21 protein-coding genes are annotated in these 24,986 nt (G+C 72.2%); 10 read left to right on the top strand and 11 right to left on the bottom strand.

All coding sequences use genetic code 11. The features are described from left to right. Nucleotides 1–89: 89 nt before the first annotated feature. Entirely contained in the window at nucleotides 90–608 is a 519-nt protein-coding gene (locus ABTY40_RS26250) for a DUF6542 domain-containing protein (RefSeq protein ID WP_352061778.1), read from the bottom strand. A 374-nt stretch (nucleotides 609–982) separates the two neighbouring features. On the opposite strand from ABTY40_RS26250, the gene ychF reads away from it, so the two are divergent. After that, on the top strand, nucleotides 983–2,071 hold the full coding sequence (gene ychF, locus ABTY40_RS26245) for a redox-regulated ATPase YchF (protein ID WP_352061777.1): 1,089 nt from the start codon (nucleotides 983–985) through the stop codon (nucleotides 2,069–2,071). A gap of 307 nt (nucleotides 2,072–2,378) precedes the next feature. On the opposite strand, the gene ABTY40_RS26240 is transcribed toward ychF, so the two are convergent. The 10 genes from ABTY40_RS26240 to ABTY40_RS26195 form a co-directional block, all read right to left on the bottom strand. Further along, nucleotides 2,379–2,960 (bottom strand): AAA family ATPase, encoded by a 582-nt coding sequence (locus tag ABTY40_RS26240; RefSeq protein ID WP_352061776.1) that lies wholly within the window; start codon nucleotides 2,958–2,960, stop codon nucleotides 2,379–2,381. Between the two features lie 49 nt (nucleotides 2,961–3,009). Beyond that, nucleotides 3,010–3,642, bottom strand: a complete 633-nt coding sequence (locus tag ABTY40_RS26235; protein ID WP_352061775.1) for a DUF6000 family protein — start codon at nucleotides 3,640–3,642, stop codon at nucleotides 3,010–3,012. A 3-nt stretch (nucleotides 3,643–3,645) separates the two neighbouring features. Continuing rightward, the gene (locus ABTY40_RS26230) at nucleotides 3,646–4,377 is read right to left on the bottom strand and encodes a HEAT repeat domain-containing protein (RefSeq protein ID WP_352061774.1); all 732 of its coding nucleotides are present in this window, start codon (nucleotides 4,375–4,377) and stop codon (nucleotides 3,646–3,648) included. Beyond that, entirely contained in the window at nucleotides 4,374–4,760 is a 387-nt protein-coding gene (locus tag ABTY40_RS26225) for a CPCC family cysteine-rich protein (protein ID WP_352061773.1), read from the bottom strand. The genes ABTY40_RS26230 and ABTY40_RS26225 overlap by 4 nt, the downstream gene beginning before the upstream one ends. Before the next feature lie 337 nt (nucleotides 4,761–5,097). Further along, complete coding sequence (locus ABTY40_RS26220) at nucleotides 5,098–5,361, bottom strand: type II toxin-antitoxin system RelE family toxin (protein WP_352061772.1); 264 nt, start codon at nucleotides 5,359–5,361, stop codon at nucleotides 5,098–5,100. Continuing rightward, the gene (locus ABTY40_RS26215) at nucleotides 5,354–5,623 is read right to left on the bottom strand and encodes a type II toxin-antitoxin system Phd/YefM family antitoxin (RefSeq protein WP_352061771.1); all 270 of its coding nucleotides are present in this window, start codon (nucleotides 5,621–5,623) and stop codon (nucleotides 5,354–5,356) included. Before ABTY40_RS26215 ends, ABTY40_RS26220 begins: the two co-directional genes overlap by 8 nt. A gap of 250 nt (nucleotides 5,624–5,873) precedes the next feature. Further along, complete coding sequence (locus ABTY40_RS26210; RefSeq protein ID WP_352061770.1) at nucleotides 5,874–7,238, bottom strand: hypothetical protein; 1,365 nt, start codon at nucleotides 7,236–7,238, stop codon at nucleotides 5,874–5,876. Next, entirely contained in the window at nucleotides 7,235–9,223 is a 1,989-nt protein-coding gene (locus tag ABTY40_RS26205; protein ID WP_352061769.1) for a hypothetical protein, read from the bottom strand. The genes ABTY40_RS26210 and ABTY40_RS26205 overlap by 4 nt, the downstream gene beginning before the upstream one ends. Further along, nucleotides 9,220–10,011 carry a toll/interleukin-1 receptor domain-containing protein gene (locus ABTY40_RS26200; protein ID WP_352061768.1) on the bottom strand — a complete coding sequence of 264 codons (792 nt, stop codon included), beginning with the start codon at nucleotides 10,009–10,011 and terminating at the stop codon, nucleotides 9,220–9,222. The genes ABTY40_RS26205 and ABTY40_RS26200 overlap by 4 nt, the downstream gene beginning before the upstream one ends. Nucleotides 10,012–10,324: 313 nt before the next feature. After that, nucleotides 10,325–11,569, bottom strand: a complete 1,245-nt coding sequence (locus ABTY40_RS26195) for a helix-turn-helix domain-containing protein (protein WP_352061767.1) — start codon at nucleotides 11,567–11,569, stop codon at nucleotides 10,325–10,327. Nucleotides 11,570–11,974: 405 nt separating this feature from the next. On the opposite strand from ABTY40_RS26195, the gene ABTY40_RS26190 reads away from it, so the two are divergent. The 9 genes from ABTY40_RS26190 to ABTY40_RS26145 all read left to right on the top strand — a co-directional run bounded on the left by ABTY40_RS26190 (nucleotide 11,975) and on the right by ABTY40_RS26145 (nucleotide 24,932). Further along, nucleotides 11,975–14,644 carry an AfsR/SARP family transcriptional regulator gene (locus ABTY40_RS26190; protein WP_352061766.1) on the top strand — a complete coding sequence of 890 codons (2,670 nt, stop codon included), beginning with the start codon at nucleotides 11,975–11,977 and terminating at the stop codon, nucleotides 14,642–14,644. 251 nt (nucleotides 14,645–14,895) lie between these two features. Continuing rightward, nucleotides 14,896–15,666: a DUF4232 domain-containing protein gene (locus ABTY40_RS26185; RefSeq protein WP_352061765.1), complete on the top strand. Its 771-nt coding sequence runs from the start codon at nucleotides 14,896–14,898 to the stop codon at nucleotides 15,664–15,666. 875 nt (nucleotides 15,667–16,541) lie between these two features. Further along, on the top strand, nucleotides 16,542–18,116 hold the full coding sequence (locus ABTY40_RS26175; protein WP_352061764.1) for a S8 family peptidase: 1,575 nt from the start codon (nucleotides 16,542–16,544) through the stop codon (nucleotides 18,114–18,116). Nucleotides 18,117–18,379: 263 nt separating this feature from the next. After that, complete coding sequence (locus ABTY40_RS26170; RefSeq protein ID WP_352061763.1) at nucleotides 18,380–19,624, top strand: DUF4190 domain-containing protein; 1,245 nt, start codon at nucleotides 18,380–18,382, stop codon at nucleotides 19,622–19,624. Nucleotides 19,625–19,768: 144 nt separating this feature from the next. Next, a complete protein-coding gene (locus tag ABTY40_RS26165; RefSeq protein WP_345284879.1) occupies nucleotides 19,769–20,521 on the top strand; it encodes a GntR family transcriptional regulator in 753 nt (250 codons plus the stop codon). 224 nt (nucleotides 20,522–20,745) lie between these two features. After that, complete coding sequence (locus ABTY40_RS26160; protein ID WP_345284877.1) at nucleotides 20,746–20,925, top strand: SPOR domain-containing protein; 180 nt, start codon at nucleotides 20,746–20,748, stop codon at nucleotides 20,923–20,925. Between the two features lie 194 nt (nucleotides 20,926–21,119). Continuing rightward, on the top strand, nucleotides 21,120–21,515 hold the full coding sequence (locus tag ABTY40_RS26155) for an NUDIX hydrolase (protein ID WP_352061762.1): 396 nt from the start codon (nucleotides 21,120–21,122) through the stop codon (nucleotides 21,513–21,515). Between the two features lie 281 nt (nucleotides 21,516–21,796). Then, nucleotides 21,797–22,219 carry an ATP-binding protein gene (locus ABTY40_RS26150; protein WP_345284873.1) on the top strand — a complete coding sequence of 141 codons (423 nt, stop codon included), beginning with the start codon at nucleotides 21,797–21,799 and terminating at the stop codon, nucleotides 22,217–22,219. A gap of 145 nt (nucleotides 22,220–22,364) precedes the next feature. Next, nucleotides 22,365–24,932 carry a SpoIIE family protein phosphatase gene (locus ABTY40_RS26145; RefSeq protein ID WP_352061761.1) on the top strand — a complete coding sequence of 856 codons (2,568 nt, stop codon included), beginning with the start codon at nucleotides 22,365–22,367 and terminating at the stop codon, nucleotides 24,930–24,932. Nucleotides 24,933–24,986 lie beyond the last annotated feature (54 nt).

The raw sequence follows: 24,986 nt of genomic DNA, 5'->3' as shown, positions 1-24,986 counted from the left end.
TGCGGTGAAGCCTAGACACCTCCACCACACCGGAGGTCTTCGCCATGATCAAGACCAGTCGGCGTTAACAACGCTCGTGATCAATACACCTAGGGAGCGGTACGGCGGGAGGGCGCGGGCCCGGGCCGGGGAGCGGCGGCGGGGCGGGGTCCGGCCGCCTCCGCGCCGCCGCCCGCTCCGGCGCGGGCGGCGGCAGCGGCGCGCTGCTGCTGCCGCCGCCCCATGTCCCGCACCTTCCGCACGCTCGCGATGAGACCGGCGACGAGCGTCCCGCCGTACAGCCACCCGGCGTGCACGGCGAGGGCCGTGACGACCGCCATGGCCTGGCCGCCGATGCCTCCCGAACCGCCGGAGACGGGGACGACCCCGACGGCGAAGGCGATCGGTACGCCGATGGGCGCCGTGACCAGGTCGGCGGGCCGGACCCAGAGCGCGGTCAGGGCACTGACCGGTAGGAACAGCAGCCCGTAGACCAGCGGGGACCCGTCGAACAGCAGCCAGTCGAGCACGCCGAGCACCAGCATGGCGGCGCAGGCGAACAGACCGGCGCCGAGCCCGGTGAGCCGGGGCGGGGGCAGCCGCCGCAGGGCGAGCACGACGGGCGGCACCGGCCGCCGCGCCCCCGGGGGCCGCCCGCCTCCGGGACGCCCGCCCGTCCCCGTACCGGCAGACGCCCGTTCGACCCGGGCGCCCCCGGGCGCCCGCCCGGAGCGGCCCGTCACGCGGTAGACGGCAGCACCCTCCACCAGCGCACCGGGCGGCGCGAGAGGGGTTTGCGGCCGTCGGCGGCCTTGCGACTGACTTGTCCTGTGCTGCTCCACTCCACCAACGTAGGTCGGGAAGGGGTGGGAATCCGGTCCGGGACACGCCCTTTGGGTGACTCCGACCCCGACTTCGGCCGAAGGTCGCCGTCACCGGCCGGTTCCGCCCGCCCGTAAACTGGTGGATCGGCCCACCCACCCACCTTCAGGAAGTCGCCACCGTGTCGCTCACGATCGGAATCGTCGGTCTGCCGAATGTCGGCAAGTCGACCCTGTTCAACGCCCTGACCAAGAACGACGTGCTGGCGGCCAACTACCCGTTCGCCACGATCGAGCCCAACGTCGGCGTCGTCGGCGTCCCGGACGCCCGCCTGACCAAGCTCGCCGAGATCTTCAACTCCCAGCGGGTCCTCCCGGCCACGGTCGACTTCGTCGACATCGCCGGCATCGTCCGCGGCGCGAGCGAGGGCGAGGGCCTGGGCAACAAGTTCCTCGCGAACATCCGCGAGTCCGACGCGATCTGCCAGGTCATCCGCGCCTTCAAGGACGAGAACGTCGTCCACGTCGACGGCAAGGTCTCGCCGAAGGACGACATCGAGACGATCAACACCGAGCTGATCCTCGCCGACCTCCAGACCATCGAGAAGGTCCTGCCGCGCCTCCAGAAGGAGTCCCGGATCAAGAAGGACGTGGCGCCGAAGGTCGCCGCGGTCGAGGCCGCCCAGGCGATCCTGGAGAAGGGTGACACCCTCTTCTCCCAGGGCATCGTCCAGGGCTCGGAGAAGGCGGAGCTCCTCCACGACCTCCACCTCCTCACCACCAAGCCCTTCCTCTACGTCTTCAACGTCGACGAGGACGAGCTCACCGACGACGCCTTCAAGGACGAGCAGCGCGCCCTCGTGGCCCCCGCCGAGGCGATCTTCCTCAACGCCAAGCTCGAGGCCGACCTCGCCGAGCTCGACGAGGAGGACGCCATGGAACTCCTCCAGTCCGTCGGCGCCGAGGAGCCCGGCCTCGCCACCCTCGCCCGCGTCGGCTTCGACACCCTCGGCCTCCAGACCTACCTGACGGCCGGCCCCAAGGAATCCCGCGCCTGGACGATCAAGAAGGGCGCGACGGCCCCCGAGGCCGCCGGTGTGATCCACACCGACTTCCAGAAGGGCTTCATCAAGGCCGAGGTCATCTCCTTCCACGACCTCGTCGAAACGGGCTCGGTCGCCGAGGCCCGCGCGGCCGGCAAGGCCCGCATGGAGGGCAAGGACTACGTGATGCAGGACGGCGACGTGGTGGAGTTCCGCTTCAACGTCTAATACGTCCGGCGAAAGGCCGTCTGACCTGCGACGGAGCGGGTTGGGCGGCCTTTGCGGTCCGCACAGAGTCCGCAGCGTGCTGACTTCGGTCAGCGCGCGGGGTAGCGGCTACGCCGCTTCGTCGACCTGGGGTTGGGCATCGGCGGACTGGTCCGCGTACGCCTTGTCGACGGCGGCCCGGGTCGGCTCTGTGGAGTGTCTCGTCAACCTGCCTGCTAAGGGTCGTGCTGCCTTGATTAATCATCCGCGAGAGTGTCCAATGCCTCGTCAAGTTTCCTGACGAAGTCCTGCCAAGACGGAAGACAAGTCACCGGGCCTTCCGGATCCAGAAGTTCGAGCATGCGTAGCCGGTGCTGCGAGAAACGCTTCTGGAATTGGACGAGACGACGGCCTTTGTATTCGCTTGCCCGCGCCAGCGAGTCCTTAAGAAGCTGTTTAGGGTCGGCGACCGTTTCCGCTGCAGTGCCCTTGGGGAGATCAAGTCTGACGCGACCGCGCGGGTTTTCGGCGACCTGACGCAACCGTGTACGCCCCGGACCTCCTGGGCCGCCTCCATCATCGATTGGTCGGCGAGTAGGGAGAGGAAGTGGATGGTGTCGAAAACATTCGACTTTCCGGTGCCGTTCTCCCCTGCGATGCAGGTGAAGGGGCCGAAGTCGATGGATAGGTCCAGGAGGTTCTTGAACCCGTGGACTTCGAGGCGGGTCAGCATGCTGTCTCCGGAGGCTCGCCGGGCGGATCCATTAAGACTACTGGCGAGGAAGACCTCACCCCGTGTGTACGTTGATGGCTCTTCCCAGCTCTTGGCCCTGGGCGCGCTGCCCACGTCCTCCACGGCGCGTGGGGCGTCGAAGCCCCGCGGAGACTTCCTCGCACTCGTCTTCGCCACCTACGGCGTTAAGCAGTGGGCACCCCCCCGTAAGCGGGCTACATCTCGACTACGTACGGGTCCAAGCGTTGGCGAAGTCGCATTGGAGGTCCGTCCAGCGGCGAAGCTCGGCAGGGGCGTAAGCGGGGTGGTCGCGGACGTGGGCCAGGGCGTTGACCCACTGGTCCCAGAGGCCGTCGGGCTGGGTGGAGCGGTCGGCGTGGTGGGTGCCGAGGTGAGCGTCGAGGCGGAGGAGGGCGCCGAGCGCGGCTGGCTGGTCGTAGCGGAGGTCGGTGCGCGGGAGGTAATGGTCGAGGTAGGCGGTGAGGATCTCGGCGTCCGCGTGGGTGCCGAAGCGGGCCAGGGCGAAGCAGTAGGCGCTACCGGAGAAGCAGACCTCGCTGGCCAGGAGCAGGTCGCCGATGCGTTCGCGGAACCGTTCGCGGCGGTCGACGCCGATCAGCCAGGCGGCGGTGAGGCGCGAGCGCCATTCGTACCCGAGGAGGGCTTCCAGTTCCTCGTCGGTGATCGCGGCGGCGTCATTGAGAAGGTGTCGGGTGAAGCGGGTGGTGTGCCACCACCGGGGACCCAGGAACCGTCCGCCATTCAGTACGAGATAGCGCGGGAGGCCGCCGTACGTCCTCGTCACGTAGCGCTCGACCACATGACCGTAGCCAATTTCGGCGGGGTGTTGGAACGGCATTGGTCACCTCTCCGGGTACAGGTCGGTACGGTCGATCCAGGTGGGGGCGACGAAGATGTTGTCGCTGGTGGGGGCTTCGGAGGCTTCCAGCAGGGACCAGGTGCGGGACTCCTCGACCAGGTGCTCCCAGGGCGCAGTCCAGTCGAGTTCCCAGGCCAGGGCGGGGCCGGAGACGCCGTATGTGCCGCCGGCATCCACTCGCCAGAACTGGGAGTAGAGGATCACCTGGGCGTGGTCGGCCAGATCGTTGATGATCTCGGTGAAGTGGGCTGAAGGCCAGCCGGGGGCGTTGTCCGCAGGGGTGGGTCGTAGGCGCGCGGTGAGCGGCGGGACGACGGGGGTGCGTGCGCCGAGTTCGGTCAGGGCCCAGCGGATGCCGACGGGCTCGGTCCAGTCCGGCGGGGTCGCCCGTTCCAGGCAGGCGTGGTAGGCGCGGCGCAGAGGCTCGATGGCGCCGTCGATCTGCAGGCTCGCCAGGGCCATGGCCGCCCATTCGCGGACGGTCGGGTTGTCGCTGTTCAGCAGGCTGATGAGAGCGGGGCCGCAACGGGGATCGCCCACCTCTTCGAAGACCTCGATGGCGGTCAGCCGACCGAAGCCGCCGAGGGAAGGCAGGCCGTTGATGACGGCGGGTATGGCGTCGGCGCCGATCCAGATCAGCTCCGCGCGTGCGTCGTAGGACTCGTCGGCCTTGCCGTCGAGCTGGTGGACGAGTGTCTCGATGTGGGAAGTCATGACGCGGAGCGGTCCCGGCGCCAGAAAGTGGGGAGCCACCAGCAGAGAACCGAGCTGTCGTCGGGCCACGGGGCGCTGTCCTCGGCTGCCCAGTCCTCGAAGGAGTCCCGGGTCAGATCGATGGGGCGCCAGGCGGGGTCGAGCGGCTCGTCCTCGGCCGGCGGGCGGACGAACCGGCGGCCGTGCTCGTCGCAGGCGCCGAAGTTCTGGTAGTTCCGCTGGGCCTCGATCAAGGAGACCTTGTTCGCGCCGCCGCCCATGGTCGGCCAGCGGAACTGGACCCCGTCGTCCTCCCAGAAGCAGACGGGGCAGATCTCGTACGAGCCGGGCATCTCGCCCAGCACGCGGTGCCCGCAGCACGGGCAGGGGTAGCGGTCGCTCACCCGCGCAGTCTCCTTGCCGGTCCCGCCGGTGCGCCATGGATTTCTCGGCCTCCGCCTGCCCGGCCGGTCCCCAGCCAGTCCGCAGGACACCCGTAGACGGCCGTCGGGAGCCAACGCATGCCAACCAGGAAATCGCAGGTCAGAGCCCTGGAAGGGGCTCCGTCGCAGCTCAGGATTGAGCCGCAGACTTTCCGCTTCAACGTGCAGTCATGCGTTTACCGCGCTAGACAAAGCGCTAACGTGCAGCTCAGAAGGGGTCGGACTCTGTCGAGTCCGGCCTCTTCGTCATTACCCTGCTGGATGGGTGCTGGGTATTCGACGTGGGGTGAGTGGCGCTTCAGGTCTCGTAGACGGTGGAGCGATGTCCCACGTGAACGACCCAGACGACCAGTTCCCCGTTGTCGATCGTGTAGCCGACGCGATAGTCGCCGACCCGTAGGCGGCGACGCTCCGGCTGGGACACGAGTGCGGTGGTGTTGAAGCCGAGGGGGTCGCTCTCCAGTTCGGTCAGCTTGGCCAGGATGCGCAGCGCCATGTCGCGAGGGATCTTCCGAAGTTCGGCCTGGGCCTCGGGGCGGAAGACGGTTCGGTACTCACTCACCGCGCGCCAGGGTCTCCCTCATGATGTCCTCGATCGGGATGCCGGGTGCCGGGTTGGCCATGCGCTCGTCGATGATTCGGTTGATCTCGCGCTCTTCCCACTGCTGGTACTTACGCAGGATTTCGATGGAGACCACGGCGGCGACTTCCTTGCCTCGGCGCGTGATCACTGTGGGTACGTCGTCACGGTCCGCGCGCTCCACCACCTCCGCCAGGTGTGCTCGCACGTCGCGAATGGACTCTGTGGGCAGCGGCTGTGTCATGCGCTCAAGTGTACCGAGTGTCCCATGTGTACACAACGGCTTGGGATCGGGTGTCCGGGCTTCGGCGCGGGCGGGCGGAAGGGTCCGGACTCGTCGGAGTCCGGACCCTTCGTCGCTCACCTGCCGGATCGGTGCGGGGAGGCCCCGATGGATGATGCTCAGGTGGTGCAGGCGGTGGAGCGGTGCTCCCTCCGGGGTCGGCCCGGAAGGGCGGCGCTCTCCGCCGGCAGCGTGCGGACGCGGTCGCCGGTCAGTGCCCGTCCCCGTCGTCCTCCTCGTCCTCGTCCTCGCCCTCGTGCGAGGGGCGAGGCGCGGTGGGCCGGTGCGGGCTGTGCGACGGGTCCCAGAAGTACCGAGGTGGCGTGCCGTCCTCCACCGTCTCGAACCAGTCTCGGTCGGTGTCGCCGTTCTCCGTCGCCCCCGGCGGGAACGTGCCCGGTGCCGCGTCACCGACCGGTGGGCCTTCGGGTGCTGCGGGGAAGCCCGTGGACCAGGCGCTCCGGCTGTCGTCCCCGTCCGAGAATTCGGCCTCCGGCCCTTCGCCCGCGTTCTCGTCGGGGCTGGGGAAAAGGGTCCGCCTGATGTCCTCGGCGGCCTCCTGCAGGCCGGCCGCCTCCAGGTTTCGGAGTACCCGGTGTACGAAGACCGTGTACTCGTCCATGTCGGGCTTCAGGCCCAGTGCCGTCAGCAGCAGGAGCAGACGGTCCGGGACGGTGACCTCTTCCTCGCGGTCGAACAGTCCCGTACCCGGGCCGTCACCGTCCCACAGCGGACCGCCGACGGTCGCCTCGCTCCGCGCGCTTGTGGGGGAGACGAGCAGGTGGCGGAAGAGTTCGGGCACCTCCTCGTCATGGGCCGCTGCCGCGATCTGGGCGAGCGGGCCGATCATGTCGACCGCCTTCTCGATCTCGTTCTCATGACGGGCGAGCCACCACACGACCGCGCTGCCCGCGCTCTTGAGCACGTCGTCACCGAGGTAGCGCCGCTTGTTGCGTTCGTGTTGACGCTCGTGTTCCCAGATCTCCTCGTCCTTGCGCAGATCGCTCAGCTTCCGCAGCCGCTCGCGGTCGGCAGGTGCGAGTGTCAGCGTCACATCGGCCGCCAGGGCTTCCACCTGTCCGCTGCGGTCCGGGAGCGGGACAGCCAGTTCCCCCTCCAGGAGGTATCGCGCGAAGCTTTCCCGGCCGGGCTCCTCCCGCCGGGAGATCTCTTCGGCCCGGCCGACGATCGAGGACATGGCCAGGGACGGGGAGGCGATCTCGGGCCGGGCGGCGGGGCCTGCGGCGGGGCCTGCGGCGGGCCTCCACCACACGGTGGCGGAGAAGAGGAAGTCGTAGCCCTCCGTCGAGCTCGGCAGTGCCGCGTCGACCACCCGCGTCTCGCGGTACGGCTGCTCCGCGGGTGCGGCGGGTGGCTCCGGTTCCACCGGCTCGTACGGATCGATCGGTGCGCGGCCACCGGTGAGGACCGTCATCACGAGAAGCAGGGATCCCGAAGCGGTGACCATGGACATGAAGCCCCACAGCCACGGGGACCAGTGCAGGAGGTTACCGAGCGCGGCCGGTGCGAAGCCGCAGAGAGCGACGAACAGCAGGCTGGGCAAGCGGTGTTTCATCGTTCCTCTTCCGTGGTCCGTGGTCCGGGGCCCGCATGCCTCGCGCTCTCCGCGCGGGCGTACTGGGCGTGGTCGATGTGCTGCCAGAAGAGGGCGGCGACGGCCGCCCGTGCGGAGTGGCGTGCGGTCCCCGCCCAGTCGCAGGTGAGCGCGTAGAGGCGGTGGAGGGGGGCAGGGCGGCCGTGTGTCGCCGCGACCATCACGCCCAGCGCCATGTCCTGGGTCGGGTCGTCCGTGACGGCGTTCAGCCAGCTGGTGACCAGCGGGCGCCAGAACTTCGTCGGCGGGTGTGAGAAAACCGTCTCCCACCCCAGGAACAGGTCCGGCCAGGGCGGTGGTTCCGGCGCCCGGTCGTGGCCCAGCAGCTCCGAGAGGAGGTGGAGATGGGCCTCCGTCCTGTGCGGCTCCCGACCTAACCGGTCCCGCACGCGGTCGATCAGCAACCGGTAGAGCCGGCGGTCCCGCCCGGTGAGGTCGAGGAGCGCTTCCCGGGCCTCGCCCGCGACCCCTCCCTTCCGCATGGCGAGGTGGTGGAGCCGTACCACCGCCTGATCCGGGTGGGTCGCGGCGATGCTCTTGGCACACGCGGCGGTCAGGACGCGGGCGAGGCCGTCCGACAGGGAGCCGGACGTCACGGATGCATAGATCCGCTTGCGGAACTCCGCGCCGAATTTCTCGTGTGCGAGGCCCAGTTCCAAGGCTGCCAAGGAGCGTGGGTCACAGGTTGCTCCGGGTGCGCTGTTCGCCCAGCGCGCCACGAGGTCGAAGAGGTCGTCGGGCCGCCCGACGGCCAGAGTCCGTTCAGCGAAGCGGACGACGACGTTCACACGGTCGTCGGTGGTGAGACGGCGCTCTCCCGTGGCGTCCGCGATCCAGTCCCGGAGGTCGTCGCGTACCCCGGGGAAGTTCTCCCAGAAGTACGCCCGTACCGCCTCCGCGTAGGCCAGCCGTTTGAAGCGGAGCCGTCCGTCCGCGTCACGCGCGATTCCGAGCGTTTTCACACGCTCGCCGAAATCCCTCCTCCCCAGTTCGGTCGTCGCCTCTTCCTCGTGCTTCACCGTCCTCATCAGGCAGTGCCAGGCTTCGTAGACACTGTCCGCGTGCAGTTCCTCGAACACCGCGGCCGTCAGCAGCAAGGCCCGGTCGGCCGCGGTGCTGACCGCCCGAACCTGTGCGCGCACCTCGCCGGCCCGGTCGGTGACCGCGCGCATCGCCTGGCCGAGCCAGTCGGCGAAGTCGGTGCCGAACCGGCCGTCGTCGTGCGCGGTCCGCACCAGCCGCGCGAACCGCGCCAGCTCCCGCATGGGGGAGCGTTCGCACAGCGCCCGGATCTCGGGGCCGCCCAGGTCCGGGGTTCGGAAAGGCAGCCGGTCCATGCGCAGGTGGCGGGTGAGGACGGCGAGACCCCGGGGACGTCCCAGCCGCACCGTGTCCGGTTCGAAGTCCGGTACGTGCGCGTGCTCCAGGTCCGCCGGCAGGACGACGGCCAGGTGAGCCCCCGCCTCCCGGACCTGTGACCGGCGCACGGCCAGGCGGTGCTGGGCCTTGACGTAGGTTTCCGCGTCCGTGATTCCCGAGAGGTCGAGGAGGAAGCGGTCACCGTCACCCGGGGCGAACGGTGGGTCGCCCTTCTCCTCCGTGACGGGAAGTTCCTCGAACCGGACGTCCTGTTCGTCGACGCCCCCGTCCTCCCCGAGCCCGTGCAGCAGCATGATCGCAGCGGCGCGGCGGCCGCTGCCGGGCCGGCCGTCCAGCAACACCACCGACCCGGGCTTCTCCAAGCGATCGGCGGCGATGCGGTATCCCAGCGGCGGAACGAACCGGTCAGCCAGGCGGATCCGGTCCTCGCGCGCGATCCGGAGGGCTTCGGACCGTTTTCGGGCCGCCCAGTCGGGGGCCGTGCCGTAGTAGACGTACTGAGCACCGGTGCCGTTGTTCACCGGGCCACGCGGATCATTGACCGTGACCCGTTCCCACTCGGTCATCGTGTGTCGTCCGAGCGCCGGCGCTCCCGCTCGAAGCGCTGGTGGACCGTGCCGCTGTTGTCGCCCGCGGTGAACTGGACGCCGGTGTTGTCGCCCTCGAAGTGAGGAGCGTTGTACTGGTGGCCCGGCCCGGTGTTGACGGGCCCCTGCGGCTCGTTGACGAAGCTGCCGAGATCTCCGTTGAGGTTGCCGATGCCCCCGCGCACACGCTGTTCCACATCCCGGGTCCGCATCCTGACGTGCCCGGCGTCCTGGGCCTTCTTCTTGCGGGACTTCGCCTGGGCCCGCTCCCGCGCCGCCTGGGCGTCGCGATCCTCCTGGCCGAGGTCGGGCAGCAGTCGTGCGAGGACGTCACCGAGCGCCGTCAGGTCCGACTCGGCGTCGCGGTGGTCGAATCGCCGGTACTGGCAGTCCGCCAGCTCCCGCAGGTCCTCCGGAAGGACGGCGCGATCGATCCGGGTCGCCTTGCCGACGAGGACGGGAATCACCAGGATCCCGCGGTCGAGGGCGGTACGGATCTCGCGGCGGGTCCAGTCCTGTTCGGCTTCGAGCGCGGGACGGCCGTCGGCTCCCCGTACCTCCGCCCAGCGTGGCCCGATCACGGCGAGAAGTGCCTCGCACTCCTCCACCGCCTTGACCAGTTCGGCCGGGTAGCGGTGCCCGGGCTCGATCGAGTTGCTGGCGAAGAAGACGCGGTCGGCACCGAACCGCCGGGTGAGCTCCCGAGCGATCAGTGTGGCGGCGGTTTCCTCGTCGCCGGTGCGGTAATTGACGAAGACGTCGTGCATGAAGGGTCCCTTCGGGAATGGTGGAGGGAGGCACGGGGGGTACGAGAGCGGAGCCTCGGACGGGGGTCCGGAGCTCCCGCCCCCGGGCCGTGCGTGCCCGCCGTGTGACGGCATGGCGCGTCCACGGGCGTGTACGGGGGTGGTGCACCGCCCGGGGTGTCACCGGTCGCGAACAGCCCGCGGGAGAGGCGGGTGCGACGCGGAGCGCCGGGCGGGGATCAGAGGGCCCGCCGGTACCAGCGGGATCCGGAGGACGGAGAGGGCCGGCGAGCCGGGCGGCTCGAGCCGGTGACAGCCGGTCGTGGAGCCGGCGTCAGTCCTGCGCGGGGGCGAGAGCCCGTGCGAGCGCGGGTTGCAGGTCGCGTACGGCCCTGCTGCTGCGGAACCGGGACAGTTCCCGCGCGAGTCGCCGGACGTCACTGTTCACCGTCGCCGAGGGGACGGCCGGCATCACACCCAGAAGCTCCCCGGCGATGGCGCACGCGTGCTCGACCTGTCCGGAGGCGGCGTGGGCCAGGGCCCTGCGGAAGCCGTACCGGGTGCGGGTGCGCAGCGCGTGTGAGGGAAGGCGGCGGCACTCCCGGTCGAGGACGTCGGCCGCGGCCTGGGGGCGACCGAGGTCGTACAGGCACCAGCCGGTCGTCATCGCGGCCGGATCGCTCACATGGGTGGTGCCGATCACGGGCTGTGCGTCGCTGTGGGCACCGTCGCGGCCGAGCAGCTCCCGTGCCCTGTCGAGGCTGCTCAGGCAGGCCCGCTCGTCGCCGACGAGCGCGTGACCCTGCGCCTCGCGCTGGGCGGCGAGACCGCGGATGCGGGGCGGGAGTTCGCTGCTCTGGGCCCGGCGGGCCAGGGTGACCGTGGTCGCGGCGTCCCCGGCGTAGAGCGTGACCAGGGCGCGCCGCACGAGTGCGTAGGAGCCGAGGTGGGGATCGCCTCCGGCGCGCGCCAGCTCGGCCGCCTCCCCGGTCCATCCGAGCGCCGCGGCGCTGTTCCCGGCCTCCTGGGCCATCCAGCCGGTGAATTCCGCGAACCGGGACGCGAGCAGGAGCGCGCCGGCCCGGGAGCCCGACGGGGCGTCGGCGGCCAGGCCGGCGACCGTGCGGGTCTGGGTCTCCAGCAGAGGGAGCAGGGCCTTCGGCGCGGTGGACTGGCCTAGCATGCGGAGCTGGTCGAACTGCGCGCGGTAGGAGGGGAGCAGGGGACCCGCGGGCGGGGAAGGCTGACTGCCGAGTTTCAGGCCGATGTCGATCAGGGCCCCTGTGCCCGCCGCGAGGACCGCTCGGCGCCCGACGCGCCAGAGACTCGGGCCGGTCACCGCCCCGGGGGCCTCCGAGACGGTGTCGGGACGCACCACCAGCCGCTGCAGCTCGCCGTTCGCCCCCAGGAAGGCGTCGCACCGCCGGGCCAGGTCGGGGGACGCGGAGCGCTCCCCGCGCTCCACCTTGCTGAGGTGACCCTTGTCGTAGTTGAGCGCCACGGCGAACTGGGTCAGAGAGAGCCCCGCGGCCTCGCGTAAGCGGCGAAGTTCGGGACCGAAAGGTGCAGCTGTGCTCATCGTTGACCTCCCCTTGAACAGTGACCGTGAGAGCCGTGCGTTCTCACGGGGGACCTTCGTCCGGCACGTTCATCGATCGACACGCAGCCCCCGAACACCGTTCGTGACGGGTTCGTCGCGCTTCGCATCTGCCATGAGTCTGGCACGAGGAGCGCCTCGGGAATCCGGGTTCGGCGGCGTTGCCCGTTGCCTCTTCCGCTCCGCGCTGTTCTGGCCTGTTCCGCACCCTGGCCGAAGTCGGTCGGGTCCGGCGCGCATGGGCGGCGCGGAGAGAGGGCGCCGTGCAGCGCCGCGCCGTCCGGATCCGGACGCCCATCGCCGCTGCCCGTACCTCCGGGGCGCGGCCGGCGCCCCCCGTCCGCGTATTCTCGTTCGCCGGGGACTGGGAACGCGGAGGTACGTGAGGTGGAGTTCCGGCTGCTCGGCTCCGTCGCGGTGGTGGTGGAGGGCGGGGACGTCGGGCTGGGGCCCGCCAAGCGGGCGACTCTGCTGGCGATGCTGGCGCTGCGGCCCAACACGGCGGTCAACGTGGCCCAGCTGATGGACGCGCTGTGGGAGGACGAGCCGCCCACCCATGCCAAGACCGTGCTGCAGGGGCACGTCTCGCGGTTGCGCGCGCTGCTCGCCGAGCACGGGGCGGAGGCGTACGGGGTCGAGCTGGTCACCCGGAAGTCGGCGTATCTGTTGCGGATGCCCGAGTCGCTGCTGGACGCGCACCGGTTCGAGGAGCTGGTGGCGCTCGCCGGGATGCAGCGCAGTCCCGCCGACAGCGTGCGGATGCTGCGCGAGGCGCTCTCGTACTGGCAGGGGCCCGCGCTCACGGGGACGGTGCCGAGCCGGCCGCTGGAGGCGGCGGCGAGCGGGCTGGAGGAGATGCGGCTCGCGTCGGTGGAGGCGCTGGCCGCGGCGTACGGGCAGCTCGGCGAGCACGGCAGGGCCGCCGCCGTCCTGCGGACCGAGGCCGTCGCCCACCCGCTGCGCGAGTCCCTGGCCGCGGCGCTGATGCTGGCCCTGGCCCGGGCGGGCCGCCAGTCCGACGCCATGGACTGGTACCACAGGACCCGGCGGTTGCTCGCCGAGGAGCTGGGGGTGGATCCGGGCGAGACGCTGAGCGAGGCGTACGCGACGCTGCTGCGGTCCGCCGCGCCCGCCGCCCCGCCCCGTACCGCCGCCGCGCTCACGGCGGAGCCCCCGGTCCCCGCCCCTGCCGTGGTGCCCGAGCTGCTGCCGCGTCCGCCGCGCGGTTTCACCGGCCGCCGGGACGAGCTGGCCGCGCTCGACCGGGAGGCCGGTGCGGGCGACGGCCCCGTCTGTCTGGTCACCGGTCCCGCCGGGGTGGGCAAGACCGCCTTCGCCGTGCACTGGGCGCACGAGCGGCGCGAGGACTTCCCCGACGGGCGCCTCTTCGCCGACCTGCGCGGCTTCAGCGACACCCCGGCGCCCGACACGGCCGCCGTGCTCCGCGAGTTCCTGCTGGCCCTCGGGGTGCCGCAGCCACGGATCCCGGAGGGCGCGGAGGCGCGCGGCGCGCTGTTCCGCACCCTCACCACCGGGCGCCGGCTCCTCCTCGTCCTCGACAACGCCCGTTCCTCCGAACAGGTCCGTCCGCTGCTGCCCGGTGGCGACCGCTGCGTCACGCTCGTCACCAGCCGTGACCGGCTCGGCGGGCTCATCGCCTCCGACGCGGCCCGGCCCGTGCCGCTGCACCACCTGCCGCCCGCCGACGCGGCGGCTCTGCTCGCCACCGTCCTCGGCGAGGGCCGGGTCGCGGCCGAGCCGGAGGCCACGGCCCGGCTGGCCGGGCTCTGCGACGGGCTCCCGCTCGCCCTGCGCGTCACCGCCGCCCGCCTGGCCGAGCGTCCCGGCTGGACCCTCGGCGCCATGGTCGGCGAACTCGCCGACGAGCAGGGAAGGTTGTCGCTCCTGGACGTGGAGGACATCGGCGTCTCCGCCGCGCTGCGCCTCACCGTGCAGCAGCTTCCGGAGTCCGCGACCCGCATGTTCCGGGCCCTGGCCCTGCACACCGGTTCCGACGTGGACCGGTTCGCGGCGAGCGCCCTTGCCGGGACCTCGCCCGCGCAGGCCTCCGCCGACCTGGACCGGCTCGCCGCCGCCCACCTGCTCACCGAGGCGGTCCCCGGCCGCTGGACCCCGCACGACCTCGTACGCCTCTACGCGCGCCGGCTCGCGCCGCAGGCCGACCAGGAGGGGCTGCGGCGCCTCCTCGACCACTACCTCTACACCGGGCTCGCCGCCGACGCCGCCGCCGAACCCGGCTCCCAGCCCTGCTACGCCCTGCCCGCCGACCACCGGCGGCCCGCGGCCACCCGGGAGTTCGAGGACCGCGCCGCGGCACTGGACTGGTACGCGGCGGAGCGCACGGCCCTGGAGGGGGCCGTGGCCGCGGCCGCGGCGCTCGGGCTGCACGACCGGGCCTGGCGGCTCGCCCTGGTCCAGTGGCCGCTGATGCTGGTGCGGATCAGCGACGGCTGGACGCCGCTCCTGGAGGCGGGGCTCGCCGCCGCCGAGCACGAGGGCGACTTCGACGCCCAGTCGCGCACGCGGGCGCTGCTCGGCTGGATCCTCCACGAGGAGGGGCGTGACGCGGAGGCCCTCGTCCACCTGGAGAAGGCGCCGGTCCTCGCCGCCCGGGCGGGGGACACGATCAGCGAGGCCATCGCGTACGTCAACCTCGCCGTCGTCCTCGACGCGACGGGTGAGCACGGGCGGGCCGGTCTGCTCATGGCCCAGGCGGTCGCCCTCGCCGATCGCGCCGGTCACCCCAACACCCAGGTGCTGACCCTCCACCACCTCGCGCGGCACTGCCTGGAGGCGGGGGAGTACGAGGCGGCCCTCGCGCACACCGTTCGCGCCGGGGAACTCGTACCGCCCGACGGGGTGGTCGTACGGGCCGGGCTCCAGATCCTCCAGGGGGAGGCGCTGGCCGGAAGCGGACGGCTGGAAGAGGCCGCCGACCAGCTGAAACGAGCCATCGCCGCGGCCGACGCGGCCGGTTTCCGGGAGGGTTCGGCGCGGGCCGCGGAGCGGCTTTCGCGGCTGGCAGCGGACTGTTAGCGGTACGCAAGCGGGACGGCAGTACGGGGCCGGAAGCTGGTGTCAGCACGAAGGGCCCCGCCGCGCCGGGGGCCGGGTGCGGCACCACGGACGCCACCCCACCGGCGCGCCCCGGGTGCGGCGCCCGGCTCCGCCGGACCGGCGGGTCCCGGGTGCCGCACCCGGGCGCTTCGCCCACCGGAGGGCCCGGGTGCACCGACCGCACAGCACACCGCAGGCCTCATGCCTCACCTTCACGGGGGATCACCATCATGCGTACGCACCGCACGACCACCGCTCTGGCCGTCGCCGTCACCGCCCTCTCGCTGGGCCTCACCGCCTGCGGTGGTGACACCGGCACGGGTGCCAAGGACGCGGGCAGCGCGACCGGCGCCACCGCCTCTTCGTCCGCCCCCTCCGCCACGTCCGCCGCCCCGGCGGCGTCCTCGTCCGCCGGGGCGGGGACGACGGACACCGGCACCGGGACGGGAACGTCCGGTTCCACCGGCGGCTCGGCCACCACGGCGGACACCGCCGCGAACACCACCACCGTGGCCACCGGCACCGGCGGCACCCGCAGCACCGGCGGTACCGGCTCGACCGGCGCCAAGCAGCGCGCCTGCGCCGCCGGAGACGTACGGATCACCGCGGCCAAGGCCGACGAGGTTCCCACCGAGCACATCGTGCTCACCGCCACCAACACCTCGGCGAGCTCCTGCCGGCTCATCGGCTACCCGCTGATCGCCTTCGGCGAGATCCAGACCGCCAAGGACGTCCCGGCCGTCGCCAAGAGCAAGCCGGCCGCCCCCGTCGTCCTGGTGCCGGGCGCCCCCGCGTACGCCAACGTCCGCATCGCCCTCGGCGGCGCGCACGAGGACAACAAGGTCGTCACCGCCTTCAACGTGAACCTCTTCGCCGCCGACGGCCCCGCCGAGGGCAGCGTCGTCGTCAAGGCGCCGGCCGGCGGTCTCGCCGTCAACGAGGCCGTCGCGAAGACGGGTTACTGGACGCCCGAGCTGCGGTCCGGCGTCGACGAGTTCTGAGCCACGCGTTCTGCGCCACGCGTCCTGAGCGGGGGGCCCTGAACCGGGGAGCTCGCTACCGGCGTGTTCGGAGCCGACGAGTTCCGAGCCGAGCAGCTCGGATCGCCGCAGCTCGGATCCGGGGAGTTCCGGGCCCGCGGGTCCGGGCCGGCTGCTGCCCCGGGCCGTACGGAAGCGGGGCGGGGAAGTGGCGGCGGGCCGGCGTTCACCAGGACGTCAGGCCCGCCTTCGCCCCGCCAGTTCCTCCCGGAGTTCGTACACGTACGTCTTCGCGCCGTGCGGGAAGTACGGGTTGTCCACGCGGGAGGCGTGGAACGTGCCCGGCTCGTCGGCCGCCGCCCGCGCCGCCGCCGTCGCCTCGCGGCCGCCCGGGACTTCGGTGCTCCGAATTCGTGGGCGCGGATCTGCTCCTGTTTCCTCTGGAGCGGGCCCCCGGGGACGTACACGCGGTGAGGGCGACGAGCGGGGTGCGCCCTCCCCGAGGGGACGGCGCCCGCGCACGGCAGGGGCGGCAGCGCCTCCTCGTACCGCCGGAGGGAATTCACCCGGGACGCGAGGTCCGGCAGGGGAACGGGGGCGGTGGCGAGGTCGGGGTCCCAGGGGCCCCGGCGGCGGGGACAACACCAGGTGAGGGCATCGGTGGGCGCGGAAGTACCGCGTCCGTGGCACGCGTCGGAGGCCCTGGGGGGCGCATGTCAGTGGTGTGGCAAGGGTGTTGCGGATGCCCGCGCGCTCTTGTGTGATTCCTATGGATCAGTCAATCTTTCGCTCGGCAGTCGGACTCCGGACGCCGTTGGAATCCGTGCCATGGATTGTCATGTCCCTGCCACATCCCCACGGCAGGCAGTGCACCACCGATGAGGAGGACCCCCCACATGTCAGTGCGTGATTCGCGCCGCCGCATCACCACGGCCGCGGCCATCGCCGTCGCCGCCCTCGCCCTCGGCTCCCTCTCCGCACTCCCCGCCACCGCCGCCCCGGCCGCCGCCGAAGGCGTCATCGAGAACGCCGGTGCCGAAGGCACCATCGCCGGCAGCTACATCGTCACCCTGCACGAGTCCGCCCAGGCGGAGACCGCCAAGGGCCGCGCCGTCGCCGCCAAGTTCGGCGCGAAGATCAAGCGCACGTACACCACCGCCGTCAACGGCTACTCCGTCGAGCTGTCGGAGGCCCAGGCGAAGAAGCTCGCGGCCGACCCCGCCGTCAAGTCCGTCGTACAGAACCGCGTCTTCACCATCGACGGCACCCAGCCCTCCCCGCCGTCCTGGGGCCTGGACCGGATCGACCAGCGGGCGCTGCCCCTGAACCAGAGCTACACCTACCCGGACAGCGCCGGCCAGGGCGTCACGGCGTACATCATCGACACCGGTGTCCGCATCACCCACAGCGACTTCGGCGGCCGCGCCGTCAACGGCTACGACGCCATCGACAACGACAACACCGCCCAGGACGGCCACGGCCACGGCACCCACGTCGCCGGTACGGTCGCGGGCTCCGCGCACGGCGTCGCCAAGAAGGCCAAGATCGTCGGCGTCCGCGTCCTCGACAACAACGGCTCGGGCACCACCGAGCAGGTCGTCGCCGGCATCGACTGGGTCACCCGCAACGCCGTCAAGCCGGCCGTCGCCAACATGAGCCTCGGCGGCGGCGTCGACAGCGTCCTCGACACGGCCGTCCGCAACTCCATCGCCGCCGGCATCACCTACGCGGTCGCGGCGGGCAACGACAGCTCCAACGCCTCCAACTACTCGCCGGCGCGCGTCTCCGAGGCCATCACGGTCGGCTCCACCACGTCGAGCGACGCCCGCTCCAGCTTCTCCAACTACGGCAGCGTCCTGGACATCTTCGCCCCGGGCTCCTCCATCAAGTCGGCCTGGAACACGAACGACACCGCCACCAACACCATCTCCGGTACGTCGATGGCGACCCCGCACGTCGCCGGCGCCGCCGCCGTCTACCTGGCCGACAACCCGGCGTCCACCCCGGCCCAGGTCTCCACGGCCCTGACCACCGCCGCCACGCCGAACGTCGTCACCAGCCCCGGCACCGGCTCCCCGAACCGCCTCCTGTACGTCGGCGGCGGCACCACCACCCCGCCGCCCACCGGCCCGAAGTTCGAGAACACCACGGACTACGCCATCGCCGACAACGCGACCGTCGAGTCCCCCGTCACCGTCAGCGGCGTCGCGGGCAACGCCCCCTCCGCCCTGCAGGTGCCGGTGAACATCGCCCACACCTACATCGGTGACCTCCAGGTCCAGCTGATCGCCCCCGACGGCACGGCCTACACGCTGAAGGCCTTCGGCACCGGCGGCAGCGCCGACAACATCAACACCACGTACACGGTCAACGCCTCCTCCGAGGTCGCCAACGGCACGTGGAAGCTGCGCGTCACCGACAACGCCAGCTACGACACCGGCAAGATCGACTCCTGGGGTCTGCAGTTCTGACCCGGGACGAACCGACGGGGCGCCGGTGACGGCGCCCTGAGCGGACGAAGGGACGAGGGGCGGTCGCCGGCGGGCGGCCGCCCCTTGCCGCGCCCGGGGGAGGGGGGAGGGGGAGGCGAGCGCCACCCCCGGATCACCGGACCGTCGCACGGACCGCGTACGATGCGCGCCCGTTCGCCCGTTCCCCGTTCAGTCATTCGATCATTCGGTCGTTCGGCTGTTCGTCCCTTCGCCCCGCCCGCGCCGACAGGAGCACCCCGCCCGTGGAGCCGACCCCGCCGAACCCGCAGCCCCCGTCGTCCCAGGGGCACGGCGGGCCCGCGTCCGGCCCGTACACCGCCCCCGACCCGTACGCCGTCCCCGGCCCGTACACCTCGCCGGGCATGCCGTACGCCGCCGGTCCCTACGGACCGCCCGGAGCGCCGGGCGCCCTCCCCGGCCCGTACGGCCGGCCGCCGCGCACGACCAACGGCCTCGCCGTCGCGTCCTTCGTCTCCGGCGTCGTCTGCTGTCTCCCGCCCCTCGGGCTGGTCCTCGGGCTGATCGCCCTGCCCCGCACGCGCGCGCGGGACCAGGCGGGCAAGGGGCTCGCCGTCGCGGGCATCGTCCTCTCCGCCGTCAGCTGCCTGCTGCTCGTCGTCGCTCTGGTGACCGGTGGCTTCTCCCGGTTCTGGCAGGGCTTCAGGGAGGGGATGGAGGAGGCGGCGCGCTCGGACTCCGCCTTCTCGCTGCGCACCGGCCAGTGCTTCGTCGACGACGGAAAGCTCGAGGAGTACGCGACGGACGTCGAGGTCGTGGACTGCGCGCGGCCGCACGACGGGGAGGTGACGGGCGGCTTCAAGGTCACCGGCTTCGACGGCTGGCCCGGGGAGGCCGCCATCGACCGGATCGCCGAGAAGCGGTGCGAGGCCCTGAACTCCGCCTACGCACTGGACACCTGGGCCGTCCCCGAGAACGTGTGGGTGTACTACTACCTGCCGAGCGAGCAGAGCTGGCGGTTCGGCGACCGGACGGTGACCTGCGCCCTGGCCACCGAGGGCAAGCCCTTCACGGGGGCGCTGCGCTCGGACGCGACGGTGCTCGACGCCGACCAGGTGCACTTCCTGAAGACGATGAACCCGATCGAGACGGTCGTCCTGCGCGAGCCCGAGCAGGACCCGGACGAGGACTTCGCCGCCAACAAGGCCTGGGCAGGCCAGGTGCTCGCGGCCATCGACGGAGCCCGCGCCGGCCTCGGGAAGCACTCCTGGCCGGACACGGCGCGCCGGCCCGTCGCGGAACTCGGCACGGATCTGGACGCGGCCTCCGAGCAGTGGCGCGCGCTGGCGGGCGCCGCCGACCCGGACGCGTACTGGGAGGCGTACGACCGGGCCTTCGAGCTGCTGCCGGAGGACACCGGGGCCGGAGCGCGCGCGGCGCTCGGTCTGACGGACACGCTGCCGGACGGTGGCGCGGGCGGCGGGACGGGCGGCTCCGGGGACGAGCCGGGAAGCGGTGCGTCCGTCTGACGCCTCCCGGCCGAAGGGGTTACCCCGGGTGACTGCCGGTGGCAAGCATTGTCATCACTTCGAGTGAAACCCTGGCCCATGCTTGCGGTGCGCCACCCTGGGTTGTCAGGCTGTAGCTGTCCGTCAACCTGAGGGGAGTGTCCAGTGACGTTCGGTGAGCAGCCCGCCTATCTGCGCGTGGCGAGCGATCTCCGGGAGAAGATCGCCAACGGCTCGCTTCCCCCGCATACCCGTCTCCCCTCGCAGGCACGCATCCGCGAGGAGTACGGGGTGTCGGACACCGTCGCGCTGGAGGCCCGCAAGGTGCTCATGGCCGAGGGGCTCGTCGAGGGCCGGTCGGGGTCGGGGACGTACGTACGGGAGCGGCCGGTGCCGCGCCGGATCTCCCGCTCCGGGTACCGGCCGGCGTCCGGCGCCAGCCCCTTCCGTCAGGAGCAGGCGGCCGAAGGCGTGCGCGGCACCTGGGAGTCCGGCAGCGAGCAGGAGCGGGCGAGCGCCCCGGTGGCGGCCCGGCTCGGGATCGAGCCCGGCGAGCGGGTCATGCGCACCCGGTACGTGTACCGGGACGGCGGCGAACCGATGATGGTCTCCACCTCCTGGGAGCCGCTCGCCGTCACGGGCAGGACGCCGGTGATGCTGCCCGAGGAGGGGCCGCTCGGGGGGAGCGGGGTCGTGGAGCGCATGGCGGCGCTCGACATCGTCGTCGACAACGTGGTGGAGGAGATCGGCGCCCGCCCCGGCCTCGCCGAGGAGCTGATGGCGCTCGGCGGGGTGCCGGGGCATGTGGTGATGGTGATCGAGCGGACCTTCTACGCCTCGGGGCGGGCCGTCGAGACGGCGGACGTCGTCGTCCCGGCCGACCGCTACCGCCTCTCCTATCACCTGCCGGTGCGCTGACGCTCCCTCATGCCGTGCGCCCCCGCCCGCCTCCCGGGCGGGGGCGCGCGGGCATGCGGGGAGCGGGGCCCTTCGGCCGCCTGCCGTCAATTCCCGGCCGATCCGTATCTCTTCGTGAAAACCCGTATCCGCTGTGTGAAGGTCAGGCGTAAGCTCGGGCATATGCGCAATGCGGTTTCCTGGAGATCGTCGAAGGCGCCCGGACCGACGGAGGGAGAAGCCCGATGACCGAGAGCGGCCCCGTCCTTCCCTGGCTCGTCATACGGCAGGACGACAACGGCCACCGCTACCGCGTGGGTCAGTACGCCACCGAGGACGAAGCCCGGAAGATCGCGGACAGCCTCGACGCGCGCGGCCATGAACGGCTCTACTGGGTCGAGCGCATGGGAGGCGCCCCCGCCTGAGCCCGCCCCGGGCCGCGCACCCCTCTCACCGCACCACCTCGGCACCGCCCCCGCGCCCCCCTCGGGCCGGGAGCGGTGCCGCGGCCGTTCCCGGGGGTGCCACCGCCCCGCCCCGGGCGCCCCCGTGCGCCGCACGCCCTCCCGGTAGGGTCGCGTCCGTCGGCTGCGGGACGAGAGGGAAGAGGGGTACGGCCGTGTTGATCGACACCGTCGCCTGGGTGCGGATCGAGGGCGGCCGGATCCTGTGCGCCCGGCCCCGGGGCAAGGGGATCTTCTACATCCCCGGCGGCAAGCGCGAGGGCGCCGAGACCGACCTGCAGACCCTCGTCCGCGAGATCGAGGAGGAGTTGACGGTCCTGCTCGACCCGGAGACCGCCGTCCACACGGGGACGTACGAGGCCGGCGGCCCCGGCCTGCCGGACGGTGCCGTGGTCCGGATGGCCTGTTACACCGCCGAGTACCGCGGCGAACTGCTCCCCAGCAGTGAGATCGAGGAGATGGCCTGGTTCTCGTACGCCGACCGGGAGCGCGTACCGCCCGTCGACCAACTGCTGTTCGACGACCTCCGGGCCGCCGGCGCCCTGCGCTGACCCGCGCTCCCGCCATACCGGTTCGTGCGTCCGCCGTACGGCTCGTGCTCCCGCCGTACCGGTCCGCGCTTCCCCCGCACCTCCGGCGCCCTGCGCCGACGCGCGCTCCCCCGCACCGGTGACGGGGCGCGTGAGCGGTTCTCTACGCCGTTCGTGCCTCCGTGCGCCGACCGTCCCCCACTGACGCGATATTCGACCGAAAATAACGGGTATGTCCAGAATGTGACCTTGAGGGGGGCGGGGGTCTTCCTGCTGACGCACGGCTGGGGAAGTGATCGGGAGTGAGCGACGCCGACGGCGACCGCGCCGAATGGACCTTCCCCGCGGAGGCCGACGCCGTCCGCACCGCCCGGCACGCCGTGCGCGCCACCCTCCGCGGCTGGCGGCTCGACGCCACCCTCGGCGATGTGACCGTCCTGCTGGTCAGCGAGTTGGTGACCAATTCCCTGCGGTACGCCTCCGGCCCCATCGGCGTACGGCTCGTCCGCCTCGGCCCCGACGGAACCGGCCCGGACCCCTGCCACGCGCTGCTCGTGGAAGTTTCCGATCCGCTTCCCGATCCGCCGACCGAGCGGCCCGCGGGCCCCGACGACGAAGGGGGCCGCGGTCTGGCGCTCGTGGCCGGTGCCGCCCGCCGCTGGGGGACCAGAAAGGGAAGGACCGGCAAAACCGTATGGTTCGAGCTGGCTCTCCCTGGTGAGTAAAGAGGGTGGGACGACGATCACCGGCACTCGGCCAGAACCGAACGAGACCACCCTGTGATCGTGAACGTCGTGCCGCCGGGGCCTGCCGTACTGAATACTGCGGGCATGGCCGGTCCGGTGCGGTGAGCTGGAGGGGACGGTCGCGTTGAGCGAGATACCTGAGACGGCGAGCGGCGTCGTGTGGCAGAGCAGCCCGCCCGGGTCCATCTATGACTACATACGGGTGGCCTCCTTCTCCCTCGGCCCCGACGGGCTCGTCGATCAGTGGAGCCGGCGTGCCGTGGACCTCTTCGGTGTCACCGCCGAGGAGGCCAGGGGCCGGGACCCGGTCGACGTCTTCCTGCCCGCCGGGCTGCGCGAGCGCGGACACCGCACGGTCCGGGAGATCCTCGACGGCAAGGAATGGACGGGGCTCGTCCCCTTCCGTGCCCCCGGCGAGAACGGCCCCGAGGGCCTCGCCGAGGTGTACGTCATGCCGAGCGAGACCGAGTCCGGCGAACGGGCCGCGCTGTGCATCGTCGTCGACGTCCGGGCGCTGCGCCGTATCGAGACCGACCTCGCCGCCTCCCAGGCGATATTCGGCCAGTCGCCCTTCGGTTTTCTCCTCTTCGGCACGGACCTCACCGTCAAGCGGGCCAACCAGCGCTTCGCCACCGTCTTCGGCGGCTCCGCCGACGACCACCGCGGCCGGACCGTCCACGACTACCTCACCCGCTCCGAGGCCGACCGGATGACCGAGGCCCTCCGCCGGGTCCTGGAGACCGGCGAGGCCGTCACCGACCTGCAGATCGTCGGCGCCGCCCCCGGCGCCCGGGACCGGCGCCACTGGTCGATCAACCTCTACCGGGTGCACAGCGGCACCGGCCGCCCCATCGGCGTCGCCGGACTCGGCATCGACGTCACCCGCCGCCACAACGCCGCCCGGGAAGCCGCCAGCGCCCGCCGCAACCTCGCCCTCCTCAACGAGGCGGGCTCCCGCATCGGCAACTCCCTCGACCTGGAGGCCACCGCCCGCGAGCTGCTCGACGTGACCGTCCCCGGCTTCTGCGACCTCGCCTCCGTCGACCTCTACCAGGGCCTGCTCACCGGCGACGAGGCACCGCCGGGGCGCTGGGGCAACTCCCACGACGTCGGCTACGGCGCGGGCAGCGCCGAACTGCGCCGCGTCGCCTTCTCCAGCGCCGTCTCCGACACCCCCCACCGGGCCGCCGAGGACCACGGCACCGGCACCGGCTGCTGCGGGCCGGCCGCCGTCGAGGTCGGCGACGTCCACCGCTACCCCTTCAACTCGCCCTGCGCGGACGCGCTGCGCACCGGCCGCGTCCGCACCGTGCCCGGCGCCGACGGCGACCTCGTCCAGTCCACCCTGGTCGTCCCGATGGTCGCCCAGGACACCGTCGTCGGCCTCGTCCAGTTCTCCCGCGCCAAGGGCAGCGAACCCTTCGGGGAGCGCGACCGGGCCCTCGCCGTCGAACTCGCCGCCCGCGCCGCCGTCTGCATCGACAACGCCCGCCTCTACCGCCGCGAGCACGAGCGGGCCCTCATCCTCCAGCGCAGCCTCCTCCCGCCCGGCGACCCGGAGGCCGCCGGACTCGACATCGCCTGCCGCTACCTGCCCGGCACCACCGCCACCGAGGTCGGCGGCGACTGGTTCGACGTCATCGAACTGCCCGGCCACCGCACCGCCCTCGTCATCGGGGACGTCATGGGCCGCGGCCTGCGCGCCGCCGTCGCCATGGGCGAACTCCGCACCGCCGTGCGCACCCTCGCCCAGCTCGACCTCGAACCGGCCGAGGTCCTCTCCCACCTGGACGAGATCGCCCGCGGCCTGGGCGCCCCCATCGGCGCCCAGCAGTCCCGCGCCCAGAAGAACCGGGGCCCGGAACTCTCCGAGGTCTACCTCGCCACCTGCGTCTACGCGGTCTACGACCCCGTCACCCGGCGATGTACCTTCGCCAACGCCGGCCACCTGCCCCCGGTGCTCGTCGGCCCCGGCGAGGATGCCGTCCTCCTCGACGTACCCCCCGGGATGCCGCTCGGCGTCGGCGGCGAGCCCTTCGAGGAGGTCCGGATCGATCTGCCCGAGGGCGCGCTGCTCGCCCTCTACACCGACGGACTCGTCGAATCCCGCGACCATCCGCTGGAGGAGGGCCTCCACGCCTTCCGCCGTGCCCTCACCGGTCAGGAACGGCCGCTGGAGGACGTCTGCGACCGGGTCCTCAGCCGGCTCGACACCGGCCACGGGGAGGACGACATCGCCCTCCTGATGGCTCGCATCCGGGGACTGCCCGGCGAGGCCGTCGGCGACTGGCGGCTCCCCCGGGAGCCCCGCTCCGTCGGCCGGGCCCGCGAACTCGCCCGCGCGCAGCTCACCTCCTGGGGCCTCGACTCCCTCGTCGACACCGTCGAACTGCTCGTCAGCGAACTCGTGACGAACGCCCTGCGCTACGGCGAGGGCGAGATCCGGCTCCGCCTGCTGCGCGACCGGACCCTCGTCTGCGAGGTCTGGGACGCGGGCCTGGTGCAGCCCCGGCGCCGCAGGGCCCAGGACACCGACGAGGGCGGCCGCGGCCTCCAGCTCGTCGGACTGCTCAGCTCCTCCTGGGGCTCGCGCCGCACCCCGCGCGGCAAGACCGTCTGGTTCGAACTCGCCCTGCCCGACGGCGGGAGTCCGGCCGAGCCCAGCGTGGAGCAGCTCCTCAGCATGTTCTGACCGGCCCCGGCCCCCGGGGTGTGCCCGGCACGCCCGCCGGGCCGGCCACCTCCG

The organism is Streptomyces sp. NPDC126503 (genome assembly GCF_040302405.1).
In the GTDB taxonomy this organism is placed as follows: domain Bacteria; phylum Actinomycetota; class Actinomycetes; order Streptomycetales; family Streptomycetaceae; genus Streptomyces; species Streptomyces gulbargensis.
The sequence above is the reverse complement of the archived record's forward strand: the minus strand, read 5'-3'. Positions and strand labels throughout refer to the sequence as shown.

Excerpts from the sequence above, each read along its gene's own strand:
- ABTY40_RS26160 (WP_345284877.1), top strand. The coding sequence starts at position 20,746 with ATGACCGAGAGCGGCCCCGTCCTTCCCTGGCTCGTCATACGGCAGGAC.
- ABTY40_RS26230 (WP_352061774.1), bottom strand. The coding sequence starts at position 4,377 with ATGACTTCCCACATCGAGACACTCGTCCACCAGCTCGACGGCAAGGCC.
- ABTY40_RS26215 (WP_352061771.1), bottom strand. The coding sequence starts at position 5,623 with ATGACACAGCCGCTGCCCACAGAGTCCATTCGCGACGTGCGAGCACAC.
- ABTY40_RS26185 (WP_352061765.1), top strand. The coding sequence starts at position 14,896 with ATGCGTACGCACCGCACGACCACCGCTCTGGCCGTCGCCGTCACCGCC.
- ABTY40_RS26210 (WP_352061770.1), bottom strand. The coding sequence starts at position 7,238 with ATGAAACACCGCTTGCCCAGCCTGCTGTTCGTCGCTCTCTGCGGCTTC.
- ABTY40_RS26205 (WP_352061769.1), bottom strand. The coding sequence starts at position 9,223 with ATGACCGAGTGGGAACGGGTCACGGTCAATGATCCGCGTGGCCCGGTG.
- ABTY40_RS26200 (WP_352061768.1), bottom strand. The coding sequence starts at position 10,011 with ATGCACGACGTCTTCGTCAATTACCGCACCGGCGACGAGGAAACCGCC.
- ABTY40_RS26175 (WP_352061764.1), top strand. The coding sequence starts at position 16,542 with ATGTCAGTGCGTGATTCGCGCCGCCGCATCACCACGGCCGCGGCCATC.
- ABTY40_RS26235 (WP_352061775.1), bottom strand. The coding sequence starts at position 3,642 with ATGCCGTTCCAACACCCCGCCGAAATTGGCTACGGTCATGTGGTCGAG.
- ABTY40_RS26195 (WP_352061767.1), bottom strand. The coding sequence starts at position 11,569 with ATGAGCACAGCTGCACCTTTCGGTCCCGAACTTCGCCGCTTACGCGAG.